Genomic DNA, 25,795 nt, shown 5'->3' on the forward strand with positions numbered 1-25,795 from the left:
GCCGCCGGATGCGCAGAGGCTGCGCACCCGACGGCCGACCGCTGTCACGCCGAGCGCTGGTACACCCTGAACGCGCTCGTCGCGAGTGCCGCCATCACCACGGCGAGCGCCGCGAGCAGGCCCGCGTGCCCCCACAGGCTCGCCCAGTCGGGGTTCGCGCTGAGCGCCTCCCTGCCCACGATCACCGCCCACTCGAACGGGTTGTAGGCGGCGGCGTTCCGCACCCACTCCGGCGACAGCTCGGTGTTCATGATCGCCGAGCTGAGGAACATCAGCGGCAGCGTGATGAGCTGCGAGATGCCGATCAGCGCGGTCTGGTCGCGCGCCAGCAGGGCCACCGCGTTCGAGAACGAGCAGAACACCGCGGTCAGCAGGACCACGCCGAGCAGGAGCAGCATCATCCCGCCGAGGCCGCCGTCGAAGCGTGCGCCCGCCCAGAACGCGATCCCCACCACGATGAGCGACTGCACCACGGCGAGGATCGACTGGTACACGAGCGTCGAGACGATCATGGCGCCGCGGTTGGTGGGCGAGGTGAGGAAGCGGTCCATCACGCCGCGGTCCATGTCCTGGATGTAGACCGTGCCCGACCACGCGCTCCCGAACAGCGCGAGCATCATCACCACTCCTGGCGTCAGGTACTCGAGGTAGCTCTGGCCGACGCCGAAGCCGGGGATCTCGGTGACGGATTTGAAGAGCTGCCCGAACAGGAGCAGCCAGATCACCGGCTGCACCAGGTTCATGACCAGGAACGCCGGCATCCGCATCGCCCAGCGCAGCTGGCGGCCCGTGAGCAGCAGGGTGTGGGTGAGGAACGTCGGGCCGGGGCGGCGCGCGGCGCGGGCGGGAACGGCGATGGCGGTCATGATGCGGACTCCAGAACGTGCTCGGCGGACTCCTGCGCCCGCGTGAAGGTGCGGCCGGTGTGCCGCAGGTAGACGTCGTCCAGGCTGGGCCGGGCGACCGTGGCGGAGGCGACGGCGACGGCCGCGGCCTCCAGGGCGGCGAGGGCGGCCGGGAGGGTCGCCGCTCCGTTGTCCGCGCGGGCACGGAGCGTCCGGCCGTCGCCGCCGACCTCGCGGAGGGCGTCCACTCGTTCGAGCGCGGTGAGGGCGGCGAACGGGTCGGCGTCCGGCGACAGCTCCACGATGACGGCGTCGCCGCGGAGGCCGTTCTTCAGCTCCTCCGGGGTGCCGCCCGTGACGATGCGGCCGTGGTCGACGATCGCGAGCCGGTCGGCCAGGCGGTCGGCCTCGTCCAGGTAGTGCGTGGTGAGCAGCACCGTGAGGTTCTCGGCCCCGGTCATCCGCTCCAGCTCGGCCCACAGCTCGGCGCGCGCCTCCGGGTCGAGGCCGGTGGTCGGCTCGTCCAGGAAGAGCACCTCCGGGCGGTGCATGAGACCGATCGCGACGTCGAGCTTCCGTGCCATGCCGCCGGAGTACGTCCGCACCGAGCGCGAGGCGTGCTCGGTGAGCCCGAACCGGTCGAGCAGCTCGCGCGCACGGGCCTTCGCGTCGCGGCCGGTCATCCCCTGGAGGCGGCCGGCGAGGACGAGGTTCTCGGCGCCGGTGTCGTTGGGGTCGGACACCGGCTTCTGGGCGACGAAACCGATCGCGCGGCGCACGCGGCCGGGGTTGCGGCTCACGTCGATGCCGGCGACGAAGGCCGAGCCGGCGTCGGCGCGCGTCAGCGTCGACAGGATCTTCATGGTGGTGGACTTGCCGGCTCCATTGGGGCCGAGGAGTCCGAAGACGGTGCCGGAGGCGACCTCGAAACCGAGGTCGTCGACGGCGCGGACGGCGGGCTTGCCCCGGCCTCCGCTGTAGGACTTGACGAGGTGCTCGGCGGCGATCGCCGAGCCGTTCTGTGATGCCACGGGTGGCTTCCTTTCATCTCGGGCAGCCACCGCGGCGGGCATATCATGGAGAAAGCCCTCGGTGACTGTTGACGCAGGTTCCGCAAGGAACGAATCGAAGGTGTGGATGGCCGGAGAGTTGCCGCTCTCCGGCCATCGTTCTGTCAGCCCAGCAGGTCGGCCACCTCCCGTCCGAAATCTCCTGCGGCGATCCGGTCGCGGATCTCCGCCATGTCGTGGCCCTGGCCGAACAGCTCCCAGAGCCGCTCCCACCAGTCGACCCCGCCGAGGGACCGGTCGCGGATGCGCGCGGCGAGGTCGGCGACGAACGCGCGTTCGGCCTCCATGATCGCGACGCGGTACCGGGACTCGATCATGAACAGCTCGGGCAGCGGGAGCGCGAGCGAGCGCTCGTACACGCGGGCGCGCTCGACGAGCTCGGCGTCCAGCAGATCGCGCCGGCGCTCCAGCAGGTCGGCGGCGACCTCCGGGGAGAGCATGGGCAGCAACGACAGCCCGGTCTCGATGGCGGGATACTCCTTGACCGGGAAGGCGATGAGCTCCCGCATCCAGTCGTCGGCCTCCGCGCGGCCGGCCTCGGTGATCTCGTAGACGACGCGCTCGGGCCGGTTCCCCTCCCGCTCGGTCTGCGCCACCCGGACGAAGCCGTGCTTCTCCAGCGACTTGATGACGGCGTAGAGGGAGCCGAAGTTGAGCCGGATGCTGTCCTCTTTGCCGCGCTCCCGCATGGTCGTCGTCATCTCGTACGGGTACATCGGCTTCTCCCAGAGGCAGGCCAGGACGGCCAGCGCCAGGGGGTTCGACACCGCGCGTTTGGTCATGCTCACCTCCGAATACTTTGATTAGAGTATTCGGGATCGAGTGAGGGGTCAAGCAGTCCTTTCAGACCGACCTGTCCACCCTCAGCGAGGGGATAACCGCCCCATAGACAATTCGCAGCAAAAATAACGACTTGATAACTAGCACCCGTTACCTCTTCGTTATATAGTTCAAGAGCAATGGTTGTTTGCTGTGGCAGCCATCGCGGAATGTGATTGCAGGACACTCTTGGTGCAAGGGAGAGGGCCGGCCGCTAGCCTCTGCGGCCGGCCCTCAATCTTTTAAGTCGCGGGTGGGTTCGAGCCCGGCTCCGGCGGTCGCCAGTCCCGCCAGCTGAGGTCCCACGGCACAGCTCCCGAGCGGAGGCCCGACTCCACTGCCAGGCATGCCGCACGGATACGCTGCGCGTCGGCGTCGCTGTACACGCCCATCTCCACCGCCAGTTCGAGTTCGTCTTCGTCTTTCCGGCGCCAGGACGATAGATCCGCCGTCACCTCGAGGTCGAGCGTCTCGTCCATCGTTTCGAAACCCGAGGGTGTGCGTGTCAGCGGCTCCTGGAAATTCACGTACCACGAAAGGACGCCGCGCTCTGCGGACCACGGTGCGAACACTTCGAACGGCTGACCCGAGGGTGCGATACGAAGCATTCCGGGAGCGAGGAACTCGCGGCCGGCGAGTTCCCACTCCCCCGAGAGCCACATCGCGAATGTGCGTCGCCCGTGCTCTACGCCCACCGGATAGTCGATGATCGTGCCCGGTTCCAGGTAGCTGACGAATTGATCCGCGGAGTCGTGGACGACCGTCACCGGCCGTGATGTCCAGACACGCCCCGCACGGACCTCGCGAATCGCTATTCGTTCACCGGGTTGGAAACAGCGCAGCGCCGACGACATTCGTTCACCCTATCCGCCGCGCTCGGCGGGGCGCCGACAGGTTCTCCGACGACGACAGGAGGCCCGAATGCCGTGCTGGCACGGATGAGCGCTGTCGGCGCATGATGAGAAGATGCGAACGCATTGACACTCGAGCGCGAAGGGGTGGCGTCATGAGCACGGGCACGACTGCGGCCGGTCCGGCCAAGCGATCCAGGACGACCGCGGTCTCGGCGTGGGAGTCGCTGTTCCGCGCGCAGGTCGCCGTCATGCGGACGCTCGCCGCCGAGTTCCCGACCAGGGATATCTCGTTCAACGAGTACGACGTGCTCTTCAACCTCTCCCGCCAGCCCGATCGCTCGCTCCGGCTCCGGGACCTCAACAAGCACGTCCTCCTCACCCAGCCGAGTGTGAGCAGGCTCATCGACCGGCTGGTTGACCGCGGGCTCGTCGTCAAAGGTCCCGAACCGTCCGACGCGCGCGGCACCATCATCCGCATGACCGACACCGGGTTCGACATGTTCCGGCGGGTCGCCTTCGACCACATGCGCTCCATCGCGCAACGCGTCGGCACGCGGCTGGACACCGACGAGCTGGAGCAGCTCGCCGCCCTCTGCGACAAGCTGCGCGGCGAGGAGTGACGGACCCGTCCTGCACATTTTGCATTCCTGAAGAAGTTCTCCACAACGCGGGCGGACCCTCGGGGACCCGACAAGGCGCGCGCGTATTATGGCGCGCATGACGGCTGACGGACGCAGAAGATGGAAGTGGGCGCCCGCGCTGCTCGGATTCGTGGCACTGAGCGGTGTCGCCGGGCTCCTCGCCGCCGCCGCCGTCACGCCGGCCGTCGCACTGACCGGGTCGGCCGCCGACTCGACCATCAACGTCTTCGACGGCCTCCCCGAGTACATGAAGGTGGAGCCGCTGGCGCAGGCCTCCACGATGTACGCGAACTCCGGCGGCAAGCCGGTGCCGATCGCGAGCTTCTACTCGCAGAACCGCGTGGAGGTCGGCTGGGACGCCATCTCCCAGAATCTCAAGGACGCGGCGATCGCGACGGAGGACCCGCGCTTCTATGAACACGGCGGCGTCGACGTCACCGGCACGATCCGCGGCGCGGTGCTCACCGCGCTGCACAAGTCGGTGCAGGGCGGCTCGTCCATCACGCAGCAGTACGTCAAGAACATCCTGGTGCAGCGCTGCGAGAACAAGCAGCCAGACCCGACCGCGACGGACGCGGTCCAGAAGAAGCAGTACAAGGCCTACCAGGCCTGCTACAGCGACGCGACGGCGGTCGACCCGGTGCGCAAGCTGAAGGAGATGCGCTACGCGATCGGGCTCGAGAAGGAGTACTCGAAGAACGACATCCTGCAGAGCTACCTCAACATCGCTCTGTTCGGAGGCCGCGTCTACGGCGTGCAGTCGGCGGCCGAGTACTACTTCGGGGTGTCGGCCAAGGACATCACGCTCCCCCAGGCCGCGACGCTCATCGCCATCCTGAACAACCCGGACAACCTGCGCATCGACCAGCCGGACAACAAGGTCAACGGTGCGGCGAACGGCTACGCGCAGACCCTCGCGAGGCGCAACTACGTGCTCGACCGCATGCTGGTGAACGGCAAGATCACCAAAGAGGAGCACGACGCCGCGAAGGCGACCAAGGTCGAGCCCAAGATCAGCCAGATGCAGAACGGCTGCATGACGGCGCAGCAGTTCAACGCGGCGTTCTTCTGCGACTACGTCGAGCGCACCATCGAGCAGAGCACGATATTCGGCAAGACCGCCGACGACCGCTCCAGCTTCCTGACGCGCGGCGGCCTCAAGATCTACACGACGCTCAACCTCGACCTCCAGTCGCAGGCGCAGCAGGCGGTGTCGGCGTACATCCCGGCCACCAGCCCCAACCTCGACCTCGGGTCGTCCAACGTCTCTGTCGAGGTCGGCACCGGCCGGATCGTCACGATGGTGCAGAACAGGCAGTACGACAACACGGCGGCCCCGGCCGCGGGGACGACGGCCGTCAACTACAACACGGACTACGACTACGGAGGCTCGGAGGGCTTCCAGACCGGATCGTCGTACAAGGCGTTCGACCTTCTCGAATGGCTGAAGGAGGGTCACACCCTCAACGAGGTGGTGAACGGGACGCAGCACCTCTTCCCGCAGACCGCCTTCCACGAGAGCGACCCGTGCAACGACATCGGCGGGGCGCCGTGGCCCGTCGCCAACGACGAAGGCGAGACGGTGACCTCTACCACGGTCATGCAGGCGACCGCGGCCTCCATCAACTCGATCTTCGCGATGATGGCCACCAAGCTGGACCTCTGCGGCATCAAGGAGCGCGCGCAGGACCTCGGCGTCCACGGCGCCGACGAGGCGACCAACCCGTTCCGGGCCAACCCCTCCTCCGTGCTCGGCACCAACTACATCGCCCCGATCACGATGGCGACGGCGTACGCCGGCATCGCGAACAACGGCAAGGCCTGCAGCCCGGTCGCGATCGACAAGATCGTCACCAACGACGGCGTCGAGCACGCCGTGCCGAAAACCCAGTGCTCGACGACCCCGATCGACCCGGGAGTCGCCGCCGCCGCGATCTACGCGCTCCAGGGTGTGCTGCGCGGAGGCGGGACGGCGGCCTCGGCCAACCCGAACGACGGGGTTCCGATCTTCGGCAAGACCGGAACGACGGACAACTCGGTCGAGAACTGGCTGGTGACGTCCACGACGAAGATCGCTCAGGCCACCTGGGTGGGCAACATCTCGGGCGGCGTCGCCCTCCGAAGCCAGTCCTTCCAGGGTATCGGCGGCGGCGACGTCAAGTTCGCGATCGTCAAACGCATCCAGACCGCCCTCGACAAGGACTACGGCGGCGCAGCGTTCCCGGCGCCTCCGGCGAAGTACCTCGGAGCCCCCGCGGCTCCGAAGGCGCCCGCCTCACCGGCCGCACCGAAGGCGCCGGCCCCGCCGGCGCCCGCCCCCAACCCGGGGCCGCCGGGCAAGGGCGGCGGAAAGGGCGGCGGCGGCAACGGCTGACCGTCAGGCCGGCCGGCGCTCCGCTGAGCGCTCGGCGACCTCCTTGACGCCCTCGAGCATGGCGATCCAGTTGTCACGGGAGTGCCGTGCGGCCTCCACGGTCGGATTGTTGTCCTGATCGAGCGTGACGTGGGTGCCCTCCGGCGTCGCATCGAGCTCGAAGTGCAGCGCGTGATAGTTCTCCGGCACGTCCGGCAGGCCGCTCAGCGGGCTGAAGTGGGTCAGCACGATCCGCCAGGGCTCCTCCCGGTCGTCCAGCTCGATCACCCGGCCGTGGTCCTCGAACGACTTCCCCTGCCACTCGCCGCGCCAGACGATGCGCGAGCCGAGCCTCCAGTCGGAGACGACCTCCGCCCCGAACAGGATCTCGGGATGGGAGCCGCTCGACGTCAGCAGGTTCCAGACCTCCCGTCGAGGCGCGCGGACGTCCACCTCGGCTCTCGCGACGTAGTTCCCCATGGCGCGCCACTCCCGCTCCCGCCGCCGCGTCGGGCGACGTTTGTCGCCCATCACACACCTCACGGCGCCGGGAGCACAACCCCGGGATGAGACCAGTCGGACGGACCCGCGGGGTCAGGCCCGCTCGAAGACCAGCGCCTCCCAGGGCTCGAGCGAACCGGACACACCGCGCGCGGCCGAGTCGTCGAGGTTGCCGAGCACGAGGTTCGCACCCGCCCATCCGTCGAGCTCCGACGGGTCGTACGGAGCCGGCTCGCTCGTCAGGTTGACGAGGACGAGCAGCCTCCGGCCGTTCAGCTCCCGCACGTACGCGAAGATCTGCGGATGGTCGGCCAGCACCAGCGTGAAGTCGCCGTCGGCGACCACGGCCGACCGATGCCGGAGGTCGATCAGACGCCGGTAGTGGGCGAACACCGAGTCCGGCGCCGGGACCTCGGCCGCGGCGTTCACCAGCACGTAGTCCGGGTTGGCTTCGATCCACGGCGTGCCCGTGGTGAAGCCGGCGGCGGGCGCGGCCGACCACTGCATCGGCGTGCGGGCGTTGTCGCGGCTGGTGCGGCGCAGCGCGGCCATGACCACGCCGGCGTCCTGGCCCTGGATGTCGACGGCCTCCGCGTAGTGGTTGAGCGTCTCGATGTCGCGGAAGTCGTCGATGGACTCGAAGGGCACGTTCGCCATCCCGAGCTCCTCACCCTGGTAGACGTAGGGCGTTCCGCGCATCAGGTGCAGGACCGTGCCGAGCGCCTTCGCCGAGGCGACGCGGTGCTCCGGCCGGTCGTCGCCGAACCGGCTGACCACGCGGGGCTGGTCGTGGTTGTTCCAGTACAGGCTGTTCCAGCCGGCCGCGGCGAGGCCCTCCTGCCACTTGGCGAGGTTGCGCTTGAGGTCGAGGACGCTCGCCGGGCGGTCGTCCCACTTGCCGCCAGGCCCGTGGTCGAGGTCGACGTGCTCGAACTGGAACACCATGTCGAGCTCGTCGCGCGCGGGGTCGGTGAACAGCCGCGCCTCCTCCACCGAGACGCCCGGCATCTCCCCCACGGTCAGGATGCGATCGGCGCGGCCGGCGAAGACCCGCTCGTGCATCTCGTGCAGGAACTCGTGGATGCGCGGCCCCTGCCCGAAGAACGGGTAGCCCTCGCCGTACAGCTTCCCGGGCGGGACCTCGCCGTCGGGGAGGTCGACCACCTTCGAGATGAAGTTGATCACGTCCATCCTGAACCCGTCGACGCCGCGGTCGAGCCACCAGTTCATCATGTCGTAGACGGCCTCGCGGACCTCCGGGTTCTCCCAGTTGAGGTCGGGCTGCTTGCGCGAGAAGAGGTGGAGGTAGTACTCGCCGGTAGCGGGGTCGAGCTGCCAGGCGGGGCCGGAGAAGAACGACCCCCAGTTGTTCGGCTCTGCCCCTTGCTCGCCGGGCTCCCGGCCGTCGCGCGCGGGGCGCCACCAGTACCAGTCGCGTTTCGGGTTGTCGAGCGAGGAGGCCGACTCGATGAACCACGGGTGCTCGTCGGAGGTGTGGTTGACCACGAGGTCCATGACGAGCTTGATGCCGCGCGCGTGGAGACCGGCCAGCAGCTCGTCGAAGTCGCCGAACGTCCCGAACAGCGGGTCGATCGCGCGATAGTCGCTGATGTCGTAGCCGTTGTCGTCGTGCGGGGACGCGTAGATGGGCGAGAGCCACACCACGTCGACGCCGAGCTCCTGCAGGTGGTCGAGGTGCTGGATGACGCCGCGCAGGTCGCCGATGCCGTCGCCGTCGCTGTCCGCGAAACTGCGCGGATAGATCTGATAGACGACCGCCGACTTCCACCATGTCTCGCTCACGGGCCCACCTTACCCGTGGGGCGCGGGGCGGGCGGGCCGCTCAGGCGTCGCGGCGGTCGAGAACGACCCGCGCGCCCGCCTGCGCGGACTCCCTGGCGGCCAGGCAGACCCGCAGCGCCTCGATCGCGGCGGCCACCGGCGATCGGGCCGGCTCCGCACCGCGCTCGACGCACTCCAGGAAGTAGCGGGCCTGGGCCGCGAAGGCGTCGCCGGGGACGTCGGCCACGGTGTCCGTTCCTCCGTCGCCGACGACCTCCAGCGTGGTGCGGAAGGCCGCGCCGGCCGGGAGGTCGGCGACCGCGAGAAGCTGCGCCACGCCTCCCGACGCGTACTCGACCGTGATCGCGGCCGGGGCTCCGAAACCGTCGCCCGGCGTGCGGACCGCCGTGACTGCGACGGGGTCGCCGAGGTACGCGTTCGCCTGGTCGACGTCGTGGATGGCGAAGTCCACGATCATCCCGCCGGAGCGGGTCTCATCGGCCAGCCACTCCGCCCAGGCCGGAGCGGCCGACAGCCGCGAGGCGAGCACGGCGCGCGGACGCCCGACCGAGCCGGCCGCGACGCGTTCGGCCAGCGCCGCATAGCCCGGGAAGAACCGCACGACATGGGCGACCATGAGGACACCGGGCGCGCGCGCCGCAGCGTCGGCGACCCGTTCGGCGTCGGCGATCGTGAGCGCGATCGGCTTCTCGAGCAGCACGCTCCTGCCCGCGGCGAGCGCCTGAACGGCGAGGTCCGTGTGGGTGGGGGTCGGCGTGCAGATCGAGACCAGATCGGCGCCGGGATCGTCCAGCGCCTCATCGAGGGAGGTCGCCCAGCGTGCGCCCGGAGCAGCGAGATCGGGACGCCTGCGGGGCGACACCACCCAGCGGACCGGGACGCCGCACGCGGCCCAGGCCTCCGCATGCGCGCGGCCCATCCGGCCGGCGCCGACGACGATCGCGCCGTGGCCCGTGGCGGGCGCGTCGCTCATCGCACCGCGCTGTCGACCTGCGCCGGGTCGAACAGCGCGTCGAGGACGAGCCGTCCCGCACCCCGGATGCCGGCCTCCTGCTTCGCCACGCTGACCGCGATGTCGAGCTGGTCGGTGATCATCGGCAGGCAGTCGGAGTAGATGGCCGAGCGGACGCCGGCGACGAACGCCTCCGCCTCGCCGAGGATGCCGCCGAGCACCAGGCGCTGCGGGTTGAAGAAGTTCATGATCGTCGCGAGCACACCTCCGGTGCGCAGGCCCGCCTCCCGCAGCATGAGCGTCGCGAGCGGGTGGGCGTCCCTGGCGAGGGCGACGACGTCGCGGGTGTCGGCCACGTCCACGCCGTCCCGGCGCAGGGCCTGGACGATCGCGGCGCCTCCGGCGACGGCGTCGAGGCAACCGACGCGGCCGCACGAGCACAACACCTCGGGGGCGCCGGGCACGGTGACGTGGCTGATGTCGCCGGCCATGCCGTGGTGGCCGCGGTATACGCCGCCGAACGCGACGATCCCGCAGCCGATGCTCGACCCGGCCTTGACGAAGACGAGCTGGCCGTCGCCCGCGAGCGCGTCCGGAGTGTGCGCGGTCGCGTCGAACTCCCCGAGCGCCATCAGGTTGGCGTCGTTGTCCACCGCGACGGTCAGCCCGGTGCGGGAGGCCAGCGCGGCGGCGACGTCCAGGCCGTTCCAGCCGGGCATCCGCGACGGCGAGACCATCCGGCCGGTCGTGGAGTCGACCGGGCCGGGCATCCCGATGCCGATGCCGCGCAGCTCCTGGCCGGGCGCGGCGTGCTGCGCGCGCAGCTCCTCCGCGCTCGCGGCGATCCAGCCGAGGACGTGGTCCGGCCCTGCGGCGATCTCCATGGGCGCGGTGCGGGAGGCCAGCAGCCGCCCGGACAGGTCGAAGAGCCCGAAGGTGGCGTGGTGCGAGCCGAGGTCCGCGGCGGCGACGACGCCCGAGCTGGCGTCGACCTCCAGCGCCCGCGGGCGGCGGCCGCCGTGCGAGACGCCCTCCCCCGCCTCGCGGAGGAAGCCGGCGGAGAGCAGGGCGTCGACCCGCTGCGCGACGGTCGACGGCGACAGGCCGGTGTGACGGGCGATGTCGGCCCGGGAGCCGGCGCGGCCCGAACGGACGAGGTGGAGGATGCCGCCCGGCGTCGCCGGTGCGTTCCCGGGTGCCGCGGTGTGCGTGCCGCTCATTTCAGCGCATCCCCCTGTTCGCACGCATCCGTCGCGTGCAGGTCTCGGTTGAGGATACTGTACCCACTTTCTTCGATTTCGAATCAACCAAATTCGAAATTGCAAGAACATGACTTACTTAGTACGCTCATCGCATCCCGACCGATGACGATACGAGGAACCGATGGAAACACCGAACGCTCGCCCGATGGTGAGCCTGCGCGGCGTCGACAAGCACTTCGGCGACCTGCACGTCCTCCGCTCGATCGACCTCGACGTGGCTCCCCGCGAGGTGGTCGTCGTGGTCGGGCCCTCCGGCTCCGGGAAGTCCACGCTCTGCCGCTCGATCAACCGGCTGGAGACCATCGACGGCGGCGAGATCCGCGTCGACGGCGAACTGCTCCCGCAGGAGGGCGCCGAGCTGGCCCGCCTCCGCGCCGAGGTCGGCATGGTGTTCCAGTCCTTCAACCTCTTCGCGCACCGCACCGTGCTCGACAACGTCGCGCTCGCGCCGGTCAAGGTGCGCAAGCTCAAGAAGGCGGAGGCCGAGCGCCAGGCCCTCGAACTGCTCGACCGGGTGGGCATCGCCGACAAGGCCGGCAGCCACCCGGCGCAGCTCTCCGGCGGCCAGCAGCAGCGCGCCGCCATCGCCCGCGCGCTCGCCATGCAGCCCAAGGTGATGCTCTTCGACGAGCCGACCAGCGCGCTCGACCCCGAGATGGTCGGCGAGGTGCTCGATGTGATGACCTCCCTGGCCCGCGAGGGGATGACCATGATCGTCGTCACGCACGAGATGGGCTTCGCCCGCCGCGCCGCCGACCGCGTCGTCTTCATGGACCACGGGCAGATCGTCGAGCAGGCGACGCCCGCCGAGTTCTTCGACTCGCCCCGCACCGAGCGGGCGAAGTCGTTCCTGGCCTCCGTGCTCTCGCACTGACGCCGCAGCACCAACGTTCCACAGCACGTCCGAACACGAAACGTCCGAACAAGAAAGGGATGCAATGACCCGCAGCTCTACCCGCACGACCCGCCGCCGGGCCGCCTTCGCCGGCGCCCTGCTCGCGGCCGTGACGCTCGCCGTCACCGCCTGCTCCTCCGGCACCTCGGCCCTCCCCGGCGACGGAGCCGGCTCCACGGCCAAGACCGACTCGGTCTTCTCCGGCGCCCCCGTCGCCAAGGCCGCCGCGATCATCCCCGGCTCCACGATGGAGAAGATCAAGAAGCGCGGCAAGCTCATCGTCGCCGAGGCGCTCGACGCCCCGCTGCTCTCGCAGCAGGACCCGACCGACCCGAGCAAGGTCACCGGCTTCGACGCCGACCTGGCCAAGCTGCTGGCGATCTACATCCTCGGCAAGCCGAACGTGGAGATCGTGCCGCCGGCGTCGGAGACCCGGGAGGCGATGCTGCAGAACGGCACGGTCGACGTCGTCTTCAACACGTACACGATCACCGAGCAGCGCGCGACGCAGGTCGACTTCGCCGGCCCGTACTTCGAGTCCGGCCTGTCGGTCGCCGTCAAGAGCGACAACAAGTCGATCAAGAGCGAGAAGGACCTCGACGGCAAGAACGTGATCGTCGGCGCGAACACGCCGGCCGTCACCGAGGTGCCGAAGATCGCACCGAAGGCCACGGTCACCGCGTTCGGCACCGACCCGGCCGCCGTCCAGGCGCTCATCCAGGGCCGCGGCGACGCCTACGTGCAGGACTACACCCTGCTCGCCAGCGACGCCGCCAGCGAGAAGCAGATCAAGGTGGTCGGCCAGCCGTTCACCAAGGAGCCCTACGGCATCGGCCTCCCGCACGGCGACAGCGACTTCAAGACGTTCGTCAACACCTGGCTGAAGACCATCCAGAAGGGCGGCCAGTGGGGCCAGGCGTGGAAGACCACGCTCGGCACCGTGACCGACTCGGCCATCCCGACCCCGCCGGAGATCGGCTCGGTCCCGGGTTCCTGACCCGGCCCAGAGTTCCCCGGCGATGAGCCGGGGGACCCCCGGGCGGAGCCGGTCCTCCGGCTCCGCCCGCCCCACGACTCCCCCTCACGAGTGAGCGAGCGATGAATCCCCTGATCGACAACCTCGGGCCGCTGCTGCAGGCCCTCGGCACGACGCTGATGATGGCGGTCGTGGCCGGCGTCGGCTCGATCGTGCTCGGCGTGCTTGTCACGATCGCGCGCGTGAGCCCGATCCCGGTGCTGCGCGCTGCGGCCTTCCTCTACGTGCAGTTCTTCATCAACGTGCCACTGCTGGCCCTGCTGCTGCTCGCCGTGTTCGCGCTGCCGGACGCCGGCCTCCTGCTGCCGCTGACGCCGACCGCGATCATCGTGCTCACCGTCTACGAGGCCGCCTACGTCGCAGAGGCCGTGCGCTCGGGGGTCAACACCGTCCCGGTCGGGCAGGTGGAGGCCTCCCGTGCCCTCGGCTTCACCCTCGGCCAGTCGCTGCGGCTGGTCGTCATCCCGCAGGCGCTGCGCGCGGTGGTGCAGCCGATCGGCAACGTGATGATCGCTCTCGCGATGAACACCGCCCTCGCCGCCGCGGTGGGTGTCGTGGAGCTGACCGCCGAGGTGAACAAGATCAACCTCGTCGCGGCGCAGCCCATCCTGATCTTCTCCGGCGCGGGCATCCTCTACATGGCCATCGCGCTGGCCATCGGCCTGACCGCCGGCTGGGTGGAGCGGAAGGTGGCGATCGCCCGATGACCGCACAGCTCATCCCCGACCGTCCGGCTCCGCGCCCGTCCGCGCGCCGATCGCGTCCGCGCCGGGCATATGCCGCGGCGTTCATGTACGACGTCCCCGGTCCGCGCGGGCGCCGCAACATCCTGGTCGGCACCGTCCTGAGCGTCCTCGCGATCGCCGGGCTGCTCGGCTACGGACTCTGGCAGTTCGCGTCGCACGGGCAGCTCGCGCCCGAACGATGGGCGCCGTTCACCGAGTGGCCGATCTGGAACTACCTGCTGGTCGGGCTGCTCGGGACCCTGGAGGCCGCCGCGATCGTCGCCGTGCTCGGCGGCTTCCTCGGGGTCCTCCTCGCGCTCGGCCGGATCAGCCGGCTGCGCGTCGTCCGGTGGCTGTGCGGGTTCTACATCGAGGTCGCCCGCACCGTTCCGGTGTTGCTGGTGATCTACCTCATGCTGTTCGGCCTCCCGCAGCTCGGCGTCAACCTGCCGGTGCTGTGGAAGCTGGTCGTCCCGCTGACGATCGCCAACTCGGCGGTCTTCGCGGAGATCGTGCGTGCCGGCATCCTGAGCCTCCCCCGCGGTCAGCGCGAGGCCGCGCTCAGCCTCGGGATGCGACCCGGCCAGGCGATGCGCTTCGTGGTGCTCCCGCAGGCCGCGCGGAACGTCGCGCCGTCGCTGGTGACGCAGTTCGTCAGCCTCCTGAAGGACACCTCGCTCGGCTACATCGTCGCGTTCACCGAGCTGCTCTACCGCGGCCAGGTGCTCGCGTCGTACCTGCACCTGCTTATCCCCACCTACGTCGCCGTGACGGTCATCTACCTGGTCGTCAACGGCAGCCTCTCGGCGTTCGCCTCCCGCCTGCAGCGCGGTCCGCGGCGGCGCGCCTCCGCACAACCCGTGCTTCCGGCGCTGCCGGCGGCTCAGCACCAGGAAGAGACCCATGTCTAGCACCGCCTCCCCCGTCCACGGGCTCGCCGAGCTCGCCGCCGTGCGCCGCTCCGGGCTGATCGAGAGCCGCCACTTCGGCAGCCTCGTCGCCCTCGACCCGGACGGCGGGACGCTGCTGGAGCTCGGCGACCCGGACGCGGTCGTGCTGCCGCGCAGCACGGTGAAGCCGCTGCAGGCGCTCGCGTGCCTCACCGCCGGCGCGCCGCTCGCCGGTCCGTCGCTGGCGATCGCCGCGGGCAGCCACACCGGGGAGGACGAGCACGTGCGGGTCGTCCGCGACATCCTCGCGGCCGCGGGCGTCGACGAGTCGGCGCTGGGCTGCCCGGTCGACCGGCCGGAGGACGAGGGCACCTTCGAGCGGATGATCCGCGCAGGAGAGTCGCGCACCCGCATCCGGATGAACTGCTCAGGCAAGCACGCCGCGATGCTGCTGGCCGCGGCTGTGAACGGCTGGCCGACCGACGGCTACCTGGACCCGTCCCACCCCGTGCAGCGGCATGTCCGGGAGACGATGGCCGAGCTGACCGGGGTGCCGGTGGGACACGATGCGATCGACGGCTGCGGCGCGCCGCTGTTCGAGACGACGGTGCGCGGTGTCGCCCGCTCGTTCGGCCGGCTGGTCACCGCGGCGCCCGGCACGCCGGAGCGCGCCGTCGCCGACGCGATGCGCGAGCACCCGTTCTATGTGGGCGGCAGCGGGCACCAGAACTCGACGCTCATGGAGACGGTCCCCGGCGCGCTGGCCAAGGGCGGCGCGGAGGGTGTGATCGGGGTGGCCGCCGCCGACGGGACCGCGGTCGCGATGAAGATCGTGGACGGCAGCCCGCGCGCCACGACGCTGATCGCCCTCCGGGTGCTGGAGGCCCTGGGCACGGACGTGTCGGGCGCTGCCACGCTGGTCGACCTCCCGGTGCTCGGCGGCGGCGTTCAGGTCGGGCGGATCGAGGTCGGGACCGACCTGGCGGCTGCGCTGGAGCGCGTCGCGTGAGCGGAGTGCTGGTCGAGGTCTGCCTGGAGGACCTCGCCGGAGTCCGCCTGGCCGAGGCCGCCGGCGCCGACCGGATCGAGCTGTGCAGTGCGCTGAGCGACGGCGGCCTGACCCCGTCCATCGGCACGGTGGCGGCCGCGCTGCGTCTGTCGTCGCGGATGGGCGTCACTGTCCTCATCCGCCAGCGGGCCGGCGACTTCGTGTTCGACGCGGACGAGCTCGCGGCGATGGTCGCGGACATCCACGCGGTGCGGGCGCTGCCGAACCCGAACGGCGTCGCGGTGGGGTTCGCGGTCGGCGCGCTGCGTCCCGACGGCTCGGTGGACGCCGGCGCGACCGCCGCTCTCGTGGCGGCGTGCGGGGAGGCGCCGGTGACCTTCCACAAGGCGTTCGACCAGGTGCCGGATCGTGCGGAGGCGCTGGAGGTGCTGGTGGGGCTGGGCGTCGCTCGGGTTCTCACGTCGGGCGGTTCACCTTCCGCCGTCGAGGGCGCCGACGCGCTGGCGGCGCTGGTGGCTCAGGCCGGCGACCGGATCGCCGTCCTGGCCGGGGGCGGCGTGCGGCCGGTCAACGCGGCGGAGCTGGTGCGCCGGAGCGGCGTGCGCGAAGTGCATCTGCGAGCGGTGACGACGGTGGCGAGCGGGTCGCAGGCCACGAGCAGGTACGACACGGGAGAGCGCGAGGTGACGTCGAGCGCGATCGTCGCGGCTGCCGTCGACGCCGTCCGCGGGGTGGCGGCATGAGCACCGACGTCGATATCGCCGCAGACACCTCATTCGAATCCAGCGCTGCTCACGCCCTGGCCCCCACCTCCGGGGCGTCCACGTCTCCGGTCGCCCTCGCCGTCGACCTCGGCGGCACGGCGATGAAGGGCGCCGTCGTGGCCGAGGGCGGCGCCGTGGTCGCCGAGCTGACGCGCCCGACGCCCGGAAGCGACATCCTCGACGCGCTCGTGACGCTCTTCCACGACCTCCGGGGCATCGCCGGCGACGCCGAGGTCGTCGGCGCGGGCGTCGCGACCCCCGGGATGCTGGACGAGCAGCACGGGATCGTCCACTACGCGTCCAACCTGGACTGGCGCGACGTCCCGCTGCTCGACATCCTGCAGCGCGAGCTGCGACTCCCGGTCGCCGTCGGGCACGACGTCCGCGCGGCCGGCCTGGCGGAGCGGACCTTCGGGGCGGCCCAGGGCTCGGACGACTTCGTCCTCGTGCCGATCGGCACCGGCGTCGCCGCGGCGCTCGTGACGGCGGGCGGGACCATCACGGGCGCGACGGGCGCCGCGGGCGAGTTCGGGCACATCCCGGTCATCCCCGGGGGCGAGCCGTGCACGTGCGGCCAGCGCGGCTGCCTGGAGGTCTACATGTCCGGAGCCGGCGTCGCGCGCCGCTACCGGGAGGCCGGAGGCTCGCCGCTCAGCACGCGCCGCATCGTGGCGCGCCTCGGCAGCGACCCGCTGGCCGACCGCGTCTGGGGCGAGGCCGTGGCCGTGCTCGCGCAGGGCCTCACCATCCTCACCCTCCTGCTCGACCCGAAGGTGATCGTGCTCGGCGGCGGCGTCTCGCACGCCGGGGACGCGCTGTTCGGCCCGCTGGAGCACGCCGTGTCGGCGGGACTCGCGTGGCGGGAGCGGCCGGAGATCGTCCGCAGCGGACTCGGCGGCGACGCCGGACGGGTGGGGGCCGGGCTGCTCGCGTTCACCGCGGCGCGGTAGGGGCGTTCGTCCGCAGCGGGCTCAGCGGTGCCAGGATGTCACCGTGACCCACCTCCGCACGGGCCTCGCGGCGCTCGTGACCACCGCCGCCGCCGCGGGTGCATGCGCCACCGTCTGGGTGCTCGCCCCGCTCGTCGGAGGAGGCGCCGGCTCCGCCGCCGTCCTGTCCACCGTCGTCGCGCTCAGCCTCGGACGCCGGGAATTCACCGGCCGCGCGGAATTCGCCCGCTCGGCGCTGCTGCTGCCCGTCATCGGAGTGGGAGCCGCCGGGGTCGGCTGGCTCCTCGCCTCTGCTCCCGTGGTCGGTGCCGCGGTGTTCGTCGCGGGGATGAGCGTGCCCGTGTGGCTGCGCCGGTTCGGTCCGCGTGCGGCACGGCTCGGCGCGCTGGCAGCGCTCCCGCTCACGGCGATGCTCGTGGTGCCCGTCGCACCGGCGGCGGACGTTCCCGTCTGGGCCTCCGCCCTGCTCGCACTGCTCGGCGGCGTGGTCGCCGTGCTCTGGGTCGGGCTGGCGCGCGAGGTGCTCGTGCTCGTTCGCGCCGCTCCTGCGCAGCGGGGATCGGACGCACGCAGAGCTGCGGCGCCTCCTGCGGGCTCCCAGCCAGGCAACTCCCCCCGGCCGCGCAAGCGCCTCCCCGCCAGCACCCGCATGGCCCTCCAGCTCGCGTCCGCTCTGTCCACCGCCTTCGTCGTCGGCTGGCTGGTCTTCCCGGCGCACTCGATGTGGGTCGTCCTCACCGCCTACATCGTCAACGCGGGCAACCGGGGCCGCGGAGACGTCCTCCACAAGAGCGTGCTCCGCGTCGTCGGAGCACTCGGCGGGTCGATCGTCGCCGTCGGACTCGCGCTCGCCGTGCCGAGCGCGGGCGGGTTCGCCGCGGTCGTCGTGATCTTCGCTGCGCTCTTCGTCGGCACCGGGCTGCGCGCCTACAGTTACGCCTACTGGGCGCTGACGGTCACGCTCGTCCTCACCCTCCTCCAGGACCTGTTCGGGGTCTCCCCGCTGCTCCAGGGCGGCCTCACCGGTGAGGCCGGGATGCTCGCCGAGCGCATGGCCGCCATCGTGGTCGGCGCGCTGCTCGGAGTGGCGGCGGCATGGTTCGTCCTCCCCGTCCGATCGACGGATGTGCTGAGACGGCGCCTGTCCGAGCTGCTCGTCGCGCTGACCGCGGCGTTGGCGGCGGATGCCGAGACACAGGGGGATGCGGCCACCGCCTCATCCGCAACCGCTTCCCCACCTCCGCCCGACCGCGCCACCCGTATCGCCGATTTCCACACCGCTCTCGCCCGCGTGGAGGAGCTGGCTCCCGCCCACCGGGCGCGCCGCCTCCTCGGCACACGCGGGCGCGTGCAGCCCATCCACTGCATCGACGCTGCGGTCGCACTGGGCGGCGCGCTGGACGCCCGCCTCCGCGCACCGCGCCGCCCGCGCGACCCCGAGTCGCGGGCGCGCCTCCGGGATGCGATCGGCCAGGCCCGGCGGAGCCTCGGCGCCCCGGCCGACCTGGAGCGCATCTGCTCGTCCCTCCTCGCCGTCGCCGTCGCCCTCGGGCCCACCACCCCCACCACCCCCGCGGCCGCCCCCGTTGGGTAGCCTGGTGGGATGCTCACCCCGCCGATCACCGCGAAGAAGCCGACCGAGCGCAGCCACCACGGGGACGTGGTCGTGGACGACTACGAGTGGCTGCGCGACAAGGACGATCCCGCGGTCGTCGCGCACCTCCACGAGGAGAACGCGTACACGAACGCGCGCACCGAGAAGCTCGCCGTGCTGCGCGAGCAGATCTTCGACGAGATCAAGTCGCGCACGCGTGAGACCGATCTGAGCGTGCCCACCCGCGAGGGCGACTGGTGGTACTACACGCGCACCGTCGAGGGGAAGCAGTACGGCATCCACTGCCGCGCGCCGATCGACGGACCCGACGACTGGGAGCCGCCGGCGCTGGACGAGGACGCGCAGCAGCGCGGCCTCCCGGGCGAGCAGATCCTCCTGGACGACAACGCGGAGGCCGAGGGCCACGACTTCTACGCGCTCGGCAGCTTCGACATCAGCGCCGACGGCACGCGCCTGCTCTACGGCGTCGACACGGAGGGCGACGAGCGGTACACGATCCGGGTGCGGTCGCTCGCGGGTGACGGTGAGACGTTCCCCGACGAGATCGCCGGCACCGGGGCCGGCGCGCTGTTCGACCCGAGCGGCGCGTACCTCTTCTACACGACGGTTGACGACGCCTGGCGGCCGGACACCGTGTGGCGACACCGGGTCGGCCAGGGCCCGGACGGCGAGGTCGACGCGCAGGTGTTCCACGAGCCGGACGAGAAGTACTGGATCGGCGTGGGCCTCACCCGCAGCCGTCGGTTCCTCGTCATCGAGGCGGGGTCCAACATCACCAGCGAGAGCTGGCTGCTGGACGCGGGTGACCCGACGGGCGAGTTCCGGGTGGTCTGGCCCCGCAAGGAGGGCGTCGAGTACGACATCGAGCACGTCGTCGCGGGCGGCCGCGACCGGCTGCTGATCGTGCACAACGACGGCGCCGTCAACTTCGAGCTGGTGAGCGTCGAGGCCGACGACCCGCAGGGGCCGCGCCGGACGCTGCTCCCCCACGACCCGGCCGTGCGCATCGAAGGAGTGGACGCGTTCCGCGACTTCGTCGCCCTGGAGTACCGCCGCGAGGGGATGACCCGGCTCGCCGTCGCGAGCCTCCCGGCCCCGACGGAGGGCAGCGTCGTGGGCGAGGTGGACGACATCCTCCACGAGCTGCACTTCGACGAGGAGCTGTTCACCGTGGGCGCGGGCGGCAACCCGGAGTGGACGCAGCCGTTCCTGCGTCTCGGCTACGGCAGCTTCGTCACCCCGTCGAGCGTGTACGACTACGACGTCCGCACCCGCGAACTCACCCTGCGCAAGCAGCAGCCGGTGCTCGGCGAGTTCGAGCCGGAGCTGTTCGAGCAGCGCAGGGAGTGGGCGACCGCCGAGGACGGCACGCGCATCCCGATCTCGCTCGTCTACCGCCGCGACTTGGTCACGCCCGGCGAGCCGGCGCCGCTGGTGCTCTACGGGTACGGATCGTACGAGGCGAGCATGGACCCGTCGTTCGGCATCCCGCGCCTCAGCCTCCTCGACCGCGGCGTGGTGTTCGCGATCGCGCACGTGCGCGGCGGCGGCGAGCTCGGGAGGCTGTGGTACGAGCACGGCAAGAAGCTGCACAAGAAGAACACGTTCACCGACTTCGTGGCCGCGGGTAGGCACCTCGTCGACCAGGGCTGGACGACGCCCTCGCAGCTCGCGGCGCAGGGCGGGAGTGCGGGCGGCCTGCTGATGGGCGCTGTCGCCAACCTCGCGCCGCGGCTGTTCGCCGGGGTGCTGGCCGAGGTGCCGTTCGTGGATCCGCTGACGACGATCCTCGACCCGTCGCTGCCGCTGACCGTGATCGAGTGGGACGAGTGGGGCGACCCGCTGCACGACGAGGATGTGTACTACTACATGAAGTCGTACGCGCCGGTGGAGAACATCCACCACAGCACGTACCCGCGCATCCTCGCCGTCACGAGCCTCAACGACACCCGGGTGCTGTACGTGGAGCCAGCGAAGTGGGTGGCGAAGCTGCGGGAGGTCGGCGCGGACGCGCTGCTCAAGACCGAGATGGCGGCCGGGCACGGCGGCGTGTCGGGCCGGTACGCGGCCTGGCGGGAGCGCGCGTTCTCGCTGGCGTGGCTGCTGGACGTGGTGGGGGCGCACCCGAGCTACGAGTAGGCGCGCGGCAACGGAGGAGATCCGGGCCGACACGCCGCATATCCGCAGCTAACGGAGGAGATCGCGCGTTAGGGAGGGTGGATGTCCTCCGTTCGCGACGGCGGGGCCGGGGGTACGGAGGAGGTCGGGGCGCGCGGAGGGTGGATGTCCTCCGTTGGCTGCGATTTCGGGGGTGCGGAGGGTGGAAGTCCTCCGGTGGCGACGGGTCAGCCGAGGTGGTCGGGGTCTTTGCCGGTGCGTTCGCCGGACTCGAGGGCGGCGATCGCGGTGAGGTCGTCGGCGTCGAGGTCGAAGTCGAAGACGTCGAGGTTGGCGCGGATGCGGTCCGGCGTGGACGACTTCGGGATGACGACGTTGCCGAGCTGGAGCTGCCAGCGGATGACGACCTGCGCGGGCGTCACGCCGTGCTTCGCGGCGAGACCGGCCAGCACCGGGTCCTCCAGCACCCGGCCGCGCGCGAGCGGCGACCACGCCTCGGTCACGATCCCGTGCGCCGCGTCGTACTCGCGGACCTCCCGCTGCGGCAGCCACGGGTGCAGCTCGACCTGGTTCACGGCGGGCACCGTGTCCGTCTCGGCGGCGAGCCGGTCGAGGTGGTGGGTGTGGAAGTTGGCGACGCCGATCGAGCGGGCCCTGCCCTCGGCCTTCAGGCGCTCGAGAGCCCGCCAGGTGACCACGTACTTGTCGTGCTTCGGCGCCGGCCAGTGGATGAGGAACAGGTCGACCGCGTCGAAGCCGAGGCGGTCCAGGCTGGCGTCGAACGAGCGCAGCGTCGAGTCGTAGCCGTTGTCCGTCCACCACACCTTCGTCGTCACGAACACCTCGTCGCGCGGCAGCCCGCTGCGCCGCACCGCCTCGCCGACCGCGCGCTCGTTCTCGTAGAACGTCGCGGTGTCGATGTGACGGTACCCGGCCTCCAGCGCGGTCAGCACGGCGTCCACCGTCTCGGCCTCCGGGATCTTGTAGACGCCGAAACCGAGCTGCGGGATGCGGTTGCCGTCGTTGAGCACGACCTGGGGGATGTTCGCCATGGGTTCATTCTCCCCCGGCCCCGGCGTAGAGGTGGGGGGTGACGAAAGGAGACGAAATGGCCTACGACGACAAGCGCGTGGCATTCCTGGTCGGCCCGGAGGGGATCGAGCAGGCGGAGTTGACGGAGCCGTGGAAGGCGGTGACCGACGCGGGAGCGAGCGCGACGCTCATCTCGAAGGACGCCGGGACGGTGCGCGCCTTCAACCATCTGACGCCGGCGGACGAGTTCGCGGTGGCCCTTACCCTCGACAACGCCTCGGCGGACGATTTCGACGCGCTGGTGCTGCCGGGCGGCGTCGCCAACGGGGACCAGGTGCGCACCTTCCCGCGCGCTGTCGCCCTGGTGAAGGAGTTCGCCGACGCGGGCAAGCCGATCGCCGTGATCTGCCACGGCGGCTGGGTGCTCATCGAGGCGGGTGTGGTCGATGGGCGCACGCTCACGAGCTGGCCGAGCCTGCAGACCGACTACCGCAACGCGGGCGCCACCTGGGTCGACGAGGAGAACGTGGTCGACTCCGGCCCGTTCACCCTGGTGTCGTCCAGGAAGCCGGACGACCTGCCCGCCTTCAACCGGGAACTGCTGAACGCCCTCCGCTGACCGGCACTGCGCCGACCGGCCCTGCGCCCCTCCTCCGTGCCGCGTGGACGTTTCCTGGCAATGACGGCACGCGGGGTTGCGCTCCCGCTCGGACCGCGGGACCGTGGGCGACTCCTGGAGGAACAACGAAAGGAGAGCACGTGCTCACCCTGACCGAGAACGCCAGCACGATCGTCAAGACCCTCACGGATCAGGCGCCGCAGGACGACGCCGGGCTGCGCATCAGCAGCAGCAACCCGCAGAACACCGCGTTCGCCGCCGCAGTGACGCCCGAGCCGGAGCCCGCCGACCAGGTGGTCGAGTCCGACGGCGCACGACTCTTCCTCGAGCCGGGCGCCGCTGTCGCGCTCGACGACAAGGTGCTCGACGCCCAGGTCGACGACCAGGGCGCAGTGAGCTTCGCGATCGGCGCCCTCGCCTAGCGAGCCTTCGCGACTGCCCGAAGCCGGCGCTCCAGCGGCGCCCGCTTCCCCGGCCCCGGTGCCCCGTGCGCCGGGGCCGAGTCGTGTCCGGGCACGGCCGTTCGCGACTGTCAATCGTGTCGACGGAGACACTGCACAGTGTTTTCGTGGTGGTGTGCGGGCGGACGCTCAACCCCGACGCCGCCCGCACACCTGCTCGCGTCGCCCCGGTTCAGGTCAGCGGCGGGCGTTGCGGCTCGCCCGCGTCGATGAGGAACTCGACGGCGGTCGTCCACAGCGGGACGATCTTCGTGGGCGGGATGTCCTCCTCGCCCGCGAAATGCACGGCGAAGTGGACCTCCGGCTCTCCCTTGACGGGATCCGCCGTGGCGATGACCCCTAGATAGCCGTCGTCGTCCATCACCCGCCAGCGGGTGACCCCGCCCGGCTCCGGCTCGATCCGCACACTGTGGCCGCCGTAGTCGTAGGTCGGACCGGGCGGGAGCGCGGCGCGGGAGTCGATCGTCATACTGACGTTCTACGACCGGCTCCCGCACTCGTTCAACTCGTTCACTTTTCGAACAATCAGGAGTACGCGCCGCGCGACTACGCGGTGGGGACCTCCTCGGACTCCGCGTCGGTCTCGGTCTCCTGCTCGGCGGCGGCGCCCTTGAACTGCGTCATGTACAGCTCGTAGTACGCGCCCTTCTTCGCCAGAAGCGTCGCGTGGTCGCCCTGCTCCACGATGCGACCCTGCTCCATCACCAGGATGGTGTGCGCGTCGCGGATCGTGGAGAGCCGGTGCGCGATCACGAACGACGTGCGGTCGCTCCGCAGCGCGGCCATCGCATGCTGCACCAGCAGCTCGGTGCGGGTGTCCACCGACGAGGTGGCCTCGTCCAGGATGAGCAGCGACGGGTTCGCGATGAAGGCGCGCGCGATCGTGAGCAGCTGGCGCTCTCCGGCGGAGACGTTGCTGCCGTCCGCCTCGATCGTGGTGTCGTAGCCGTCCGGGAGCTGGCGGACGAACCGGTCGACCATCGTCGCCTTGGCGGCCTCCACGACCTCCTCGTCCGTCGCGTCGAGCCGGCCGTAGCGGATGTTCTCGCGGATCGTGCCGGAGAACAGCCAGGCGTCCTGCAGCACCATGCCGACCTGGCCGCGCAGCTCGGCGCGGGAGAGGTCCGTCGTGTCGATGCCGTCGAGGCGGATGGTGCCGCCGTTCAGCTCGTAGAACCGCATGATCAGGTTGACCAGCGTGGTCTTGCCCGCGCCGGTCGGCCCGACGATCGCGACCGTGTGCCCTGGTGCGACCGACAGCGACAGGTCGCGGATCAGCTCGGTCTCGGGGTCGTAGGAGAAGTCCACGCCCTCGAGCTCCACGCGGCCATCCGCCCGCTCGGGCAGGTGCCGCGTCTCGACGTCGGCCGACTGCTCCTCCGCGTCGAGGAATTCGAAGGTGCGCTCCGCCGACGCGACGCCGGACTGCAGCATGTTCGCCATGCCTGCGATCTGGCCGATCGGCTGCGAGAACTCCCGCGAGTACTGGATGAACGCGGTCGCGTCGCCGATCGTCATCTGGCCGGAGGCGACCCGGAGGCCGCCGACGACCGCGATCAGCACGTACGACAGGTAGGAGACGAAGTTCATCGCCGGCATGATCATGCCGGACACGAACTGGGCGCCGACCGTCGCCTTCCAGAGCTTCTCGTTGCGCTTGTCGAACTCCTCGAGCATCACGGCGTCACGGCCGAACGCGCGCACCAGGTCGAGGCCCGAGTACGACTCCTCGATGTGCCCGTTGAGCGCGCCGGTCGAGCTCCACTGCTGCTTGAACAGCTTCTGCGACCGCGTGCCGATGACGCCCGCGATCACGCCGGAGAGCGGGATCGAGATGAGCGCGATCAACGCGAGCTGCCACGAGACGATGAACATCATGATGCCGATGCCGATGACGGTCAGCACCGATTGGATGAGCTGCGAGAACGCCTGCTGCAAGGCCGTCTGGATGTTGTCGACGTCGTTGGTCACGCGCGACATCAGGTCACCGCGCTGCCGGGTGTCGAAGTAGCTGAGCGGGAGCCGGTTGAGCTTGTTCTCGACGTCGGCGCGCAGGCGGTAGATCACCCGCATCACCAGGCCGTTGAGGATGTAGCCCTGCCACCACTGCAGCAGCGACGCCACCAGGTACATCGCCAGCACGATCATCAGCAGGCGGCCGAGGGCGGTGAAGTCGATGCCCTGCCCAGGCACGACGTTCGTTCCCGCCAGCACGTCGGCGAACTGGGTGTTGCCCTGCGAGCGCAGCCCCTGGATCACCTGGTCGAGCGTCGCGCCCTTCGGGAGCTGGCTGCCGAGGAACCCGTTGAAGATCACGTCGGTCGCCTGACCGAGGACCTTCGGCGCGATCACGATGAGCGCCACCGAGATCACGACGAGCAGGGTCACGAACGACATCGCGAGCCACTCGGGCTTGAGCAGCCCGAGGAGCCGCTTGAACGACGGCCAGAAGTTCTCGGCCTTCTTGGCGGGCGCGCCGCCGAACATGTCGCCGTCGGCCTCCGTCGGCTCGTACTCGTATTCGAGCTCGAGCTCGTCGATCGCCGTCTGGACGCCGGCCTCGGTCAGGACGCCGTCCTGC

At 70.7% G+C, this 25,795-nt stretch carries 24 protein-coding genes; 13 read left to right on the top strand and 11 right to left on the bottom strand.

Annotation, left to right across the window (positions count from 1 at the left end):
• Positions 1–44 precede the first annotated feature (44 nt).
• From F1C12_RS11325 to F1C12_RS11340, 4 genes are all read right to left on the bottom strand, one after another.
• Positions 45–866, bottom strand: a complete 822-nt coding sequence (locus F1C12_RS11325; protein WP_185275117.1) for an ABC transporter permease — start codon at positions 864–866, stop codon at positions 45–47.
• Positions 863–1,876, bottom strand: coding sequence for an ABC transporter ATP-binding protein (locus F1C12_RS11330; protein ID WP_219732607.1), 1,014 nt, complete (start codon positions 1,874–1,876; stop codon positions 863–865). The genes F1C12_RS11325 and F1C12_RS11330 overlap by 4 nt, the downstream gene beginning before the upstream one ends.
• Positions 1,877–2,019: 143 nt before the next feature.
• Entirely contained in the window at positions 2,020–2,697 is a 678-nt protein-coding gene (locus F1C12_RS11335; RefSeq protein WP_185275119.1) for a PadR family transcriptional regulator, read from the bottom strand.
• A gap of 279 nt (positions 2,698–2,976) precedes the next feature.
• Positions 2,977–3,588, bottom strand: a complete 612-nt coding sequence (locus F1C12_RS11340) for a DUF402 domain-containing protein (RefSeq protein WP_185275120.1) — start codon at positions 3,586–3,588, stop codon at positions 2,977–2,979.
• 152 nt (positions 3,589–3,740) lie between these two features.
• Here F1C12_RS11340 and F1C12_RS11345 point away from each other — a divergent pair, with 152 nt between their 5' ends.
• Positions 3,741–4,208, top strand: coding sequence for a MarR family winged helix-turn-helix transcriptional regulator (locus F1C12_RS11345; protein WP_185275121.1), 468 nt, complete (start codon positions 3,741–3,743; stop codon positions 4,206–4,208).
• A gap of 97 nt (positions 4,209–4,305) precedes the next feature.
• Positions 4,306–6,603, top strand: coding sequence for a transglycosylase domain-containing protein (locus tag F1C12_RS11350; protein WP_258045852.1), 2,298 nt, complete (start codon positions 4,306–4,308; stop codon positions 6,601–6,603).
• A gap of 3 nt (positions 6,604–6,606) precedes the next feature.
• On the opposite strand, the gene F1C12_RS11355 is transcribed toward F1C12_RS11350, so the two are convergent.
• From F1C12_RS11355 to F1C12_RS11370, 4 genes are all read right to left on the bottom strand, one after another.
• Entirely contained in the window at positions 6,607–7,113 is a 507-nt protein-coding gene (locus F1C12_RS11355) for an SRPBCC family protein (protein WP_258045853.1), read from the bottom strand.
• Positions 7,114–7,176: 63 nt separating this feature from the next.
• Positions 7,177–8,886, bottom strand: a complete 1,710-nt coding sequence (locus F1C12_RS11360) for a glycoside hydrolase family 13 protein (protein ID WP_185275123.1) — start codon at positions 8,884–8,886, stop codon at positions 7,177–7,179.
• A gap of 40 nt (positions 8,887–8,926) precedes the next feature.
• Positions 8,927–9,859 (bottom strand): Gfo/Idh/MocA family protein, encoded by a 933-nt coding sequence (locus F1C12_RS11365; protein WP_185275124.1) that lies wholly within the window; start codon positions 9,857–9,859, stop codon positions 8,927–8,929.
• Complete coding sequence (locus F1C12_RS11370) at positions 9,856–11,058, bottom strand: ROK family transcriptional regulator (RefSeq protein WP_185275125.1); 1,203 nt, start codon at positions 11,056–11,058, stop codon at positions 9,856–9,858. The genes F1C12_RS11365 and F1C12_RS11370 overlap by 4 nt, the downstream gene beginning before the upstream one ends.
• A 163-nt stretch (positions 11,059–11,221) precedes the next feature.
• On the opposite strand from F1C12_RS11370, the gene F1C12_RS11375 reads away from it, so the two are divergent.
• From F1C12_RS11375 to F1C12_RS11415, 9 genes are all read left to right on the top strand, one after another.
• Positions 11,222–11,974 carry an amino acid ABC transporter ATP-binding protein gene (locus tag F1C12_RS11375; RefSeq protein WP_308457984.1) on the top strand — a complete coding sequence of 251 codons (753 nt, stop codon included), beginning with the start codon at positions 11,222–11,224 and terminating at the stop codon, positions 11,972–11,974.
• Positions 11,975–12,038: 64 nt separating this feature from the next.
• On the top strand, positions 12,039–12,992 hold the full coding sequence (locus F1C12_RS11380; protein ID WP_185275126.1) for a glutamate ABC transporter substrate-binding protein: 954 nt from the start codon (positions 12,039–12,041) through the stop codon (positions 12,990–12,992).
• A gap of 101 nt (positions 12,993–13,093) precedes the next feature.
• Positions 13,094–13,738 (top strand): amino acid ABC transporter permease, encoded by a 645-nt coding sequence (locus F1C12_RS11385; protein ID WP_185275127.1) that lies wholly within the window; start codon positions 13,094–13,096, stop codon positions 13,736–13,738.
• The gene (locus F1C12_RS11390) at positions 13,735–14,667 is read left to right on the top strand and encodes an amino acid ABC transporter permease (protein ID WP_185275128.1); all 933 of its coding nucleotides are present in this window, start codon (positions 13,735–13,737) and stop codon (positions 14,665–14,667) included. Before F1C12_RS11385 ends, F1C12_RS11390 begins: the two co-directional genes overlap by 4 nt.
• Positions 14,660–15,655: an asparaginase gene (locus tag F1C12_RS11395; protein ID WP_185275129.1), complete on the top strand. Its 996-nt coding sequence runs from the start codon at positions 14,660–14,662 to the stop codon at positions 15,653–15,655. The genes F1C12_RS11390 and F1C12_RS11395 overlap by 8 nt, the downstream gene beginning before the upstream one ends.
• A complete protein-coding gene (locus F1C12_RS11400) occupies positions 15,652–16,398 on the top strand; it encodes a copper homeostasis protein CutC (protein WP_258045854.1) in 747 nt (248 codons plus the stop codon). Before F1C12_RS11395 ends, F1C12_RS11400 begins: the two co-directional genes overlap by 4 nt.
• The gene (locus F1C12_RS11405) at positions 16,395–17,369 is read left to right on the top strand and encodes an ROK family protein (protein ID WP_185275130.1); all 975 of its coding nucleotides are present in this window, start codon (positions 16,395–16,397) and stop codon (positions 17,367–17,369) included. Before F1C12_RS11400 ends, F1C12_RS11405 begins: the two co-directional genes overlap by 4 nt.
• Positions 17,370–17,412: 43 nt before the next feature.
• Positions 17,413–18,963 (top strand): FUSC family protein, encoded by a 1,551-nt coding sequence (locus tag F1C12_RS11410; protein WP_185275131.1) that lies wholly within the window; start codon positions 17,413–17,415, stop codon positions 18,961–18,963.
• 9 nt (positions 18,964–18,972) lie between these two features.
• Entirely contained in the window at positions 18,973–21,123 is a 2,151-nt protein-coding gene (locus F1C12_RS11415) for a S9 family peptidase (RefSeq protein ID WP_185275132.1), read from the top strand.
• 206 nt (positions 21,124–21,329) lie between these two features.
• Here F1C12_RS11415 and F1C12_RS11420 read toward each other — a convergent pair whose 3' ends face one another.
• Complete coding sequence (locus F1C12_RS11420; RefSeq protein WP_185275133.1) at positions 21,330–22,154, bottom strand: aldo/keto reductase; 825 nt, start codon at positions 22,152–22,154, stop codon at positions 21,330–21,332.
• A gap of 56 nt (positions 22,155–22,210) precedes the next feature.
• Between F1C12_RS11420 and F1C12_RS11425 the strand changes: the two genes are divergently transcribed.
• Together F1C12_RS11425 and F1C12_RS11430 are read left to right on the top strand one after the other, a co-directional pair.
• Positions 22,211–22,753, top strand: coding sequence for a type 1 glutamine amidotransferase domain-containing protein (locus F1C12_RS11425; protein WP_185275134.1), 543 nt, complete (start codon positions 22,211–22,213; stop codon positions 22,751–22,753).
• 140 nt (positions 22,754–22,893) lie between these two features.
• A complete protein-coding gene (locus F1C12_RS11430) occupies positions 22,894–23,175 on the top strand; it encodes a Fe-S cluster assembly protein HesB (RefSeq protein ID WP_185275135.1) in 282 nt (93 codons plus the stop codon).
• 211 nt (positions 23,176–23,386) lie between these two features.
• Here the strand turns inward: F1C12_RS11430 and F1C12_RS11435 are convergent, their stop codons facing one another.
• Together F1C12_RS11435 and F1C12_RS11440 are read right to left on the bottom strand one after the other, a co-directional pair.
• A complete protein-coding gene (locus F1C12_RS11435; RefSeq protein ID WP_185275136.1) occupies positions 23,387–23,683 on the bottom strand; it encodes a hypothetical protein in 297 nt (98 codons plus the stop codon).
• A gap of 77 nt (positions 23,684–23,760) precedes the next feature.
• The gene (locus F1C12_RS11440) at positions 23,761–25,701 is read right to left on the bottom strand and encodes an ABC transporter ATP-binding protein (RefSeq protein WP_185278922.1); all 1,941 of its coding nucleotides are present in this window, start codon (positions 25,699–25,701) and stop codon (positions 23,761–23,763) included.
• Positions 25,702–25,795 lie beyond the last annotated feature (94 nt).

This window comes from Leifsonia shinshuensis, from assembly GCF_014217625.1.
Classification (GTDB): Bacteria; Actinomycetota; Actinomycetes; order Actinomycetales; family Microbacteriaceae; genus Leifsonia; species Leifsonia shinshuensis_A.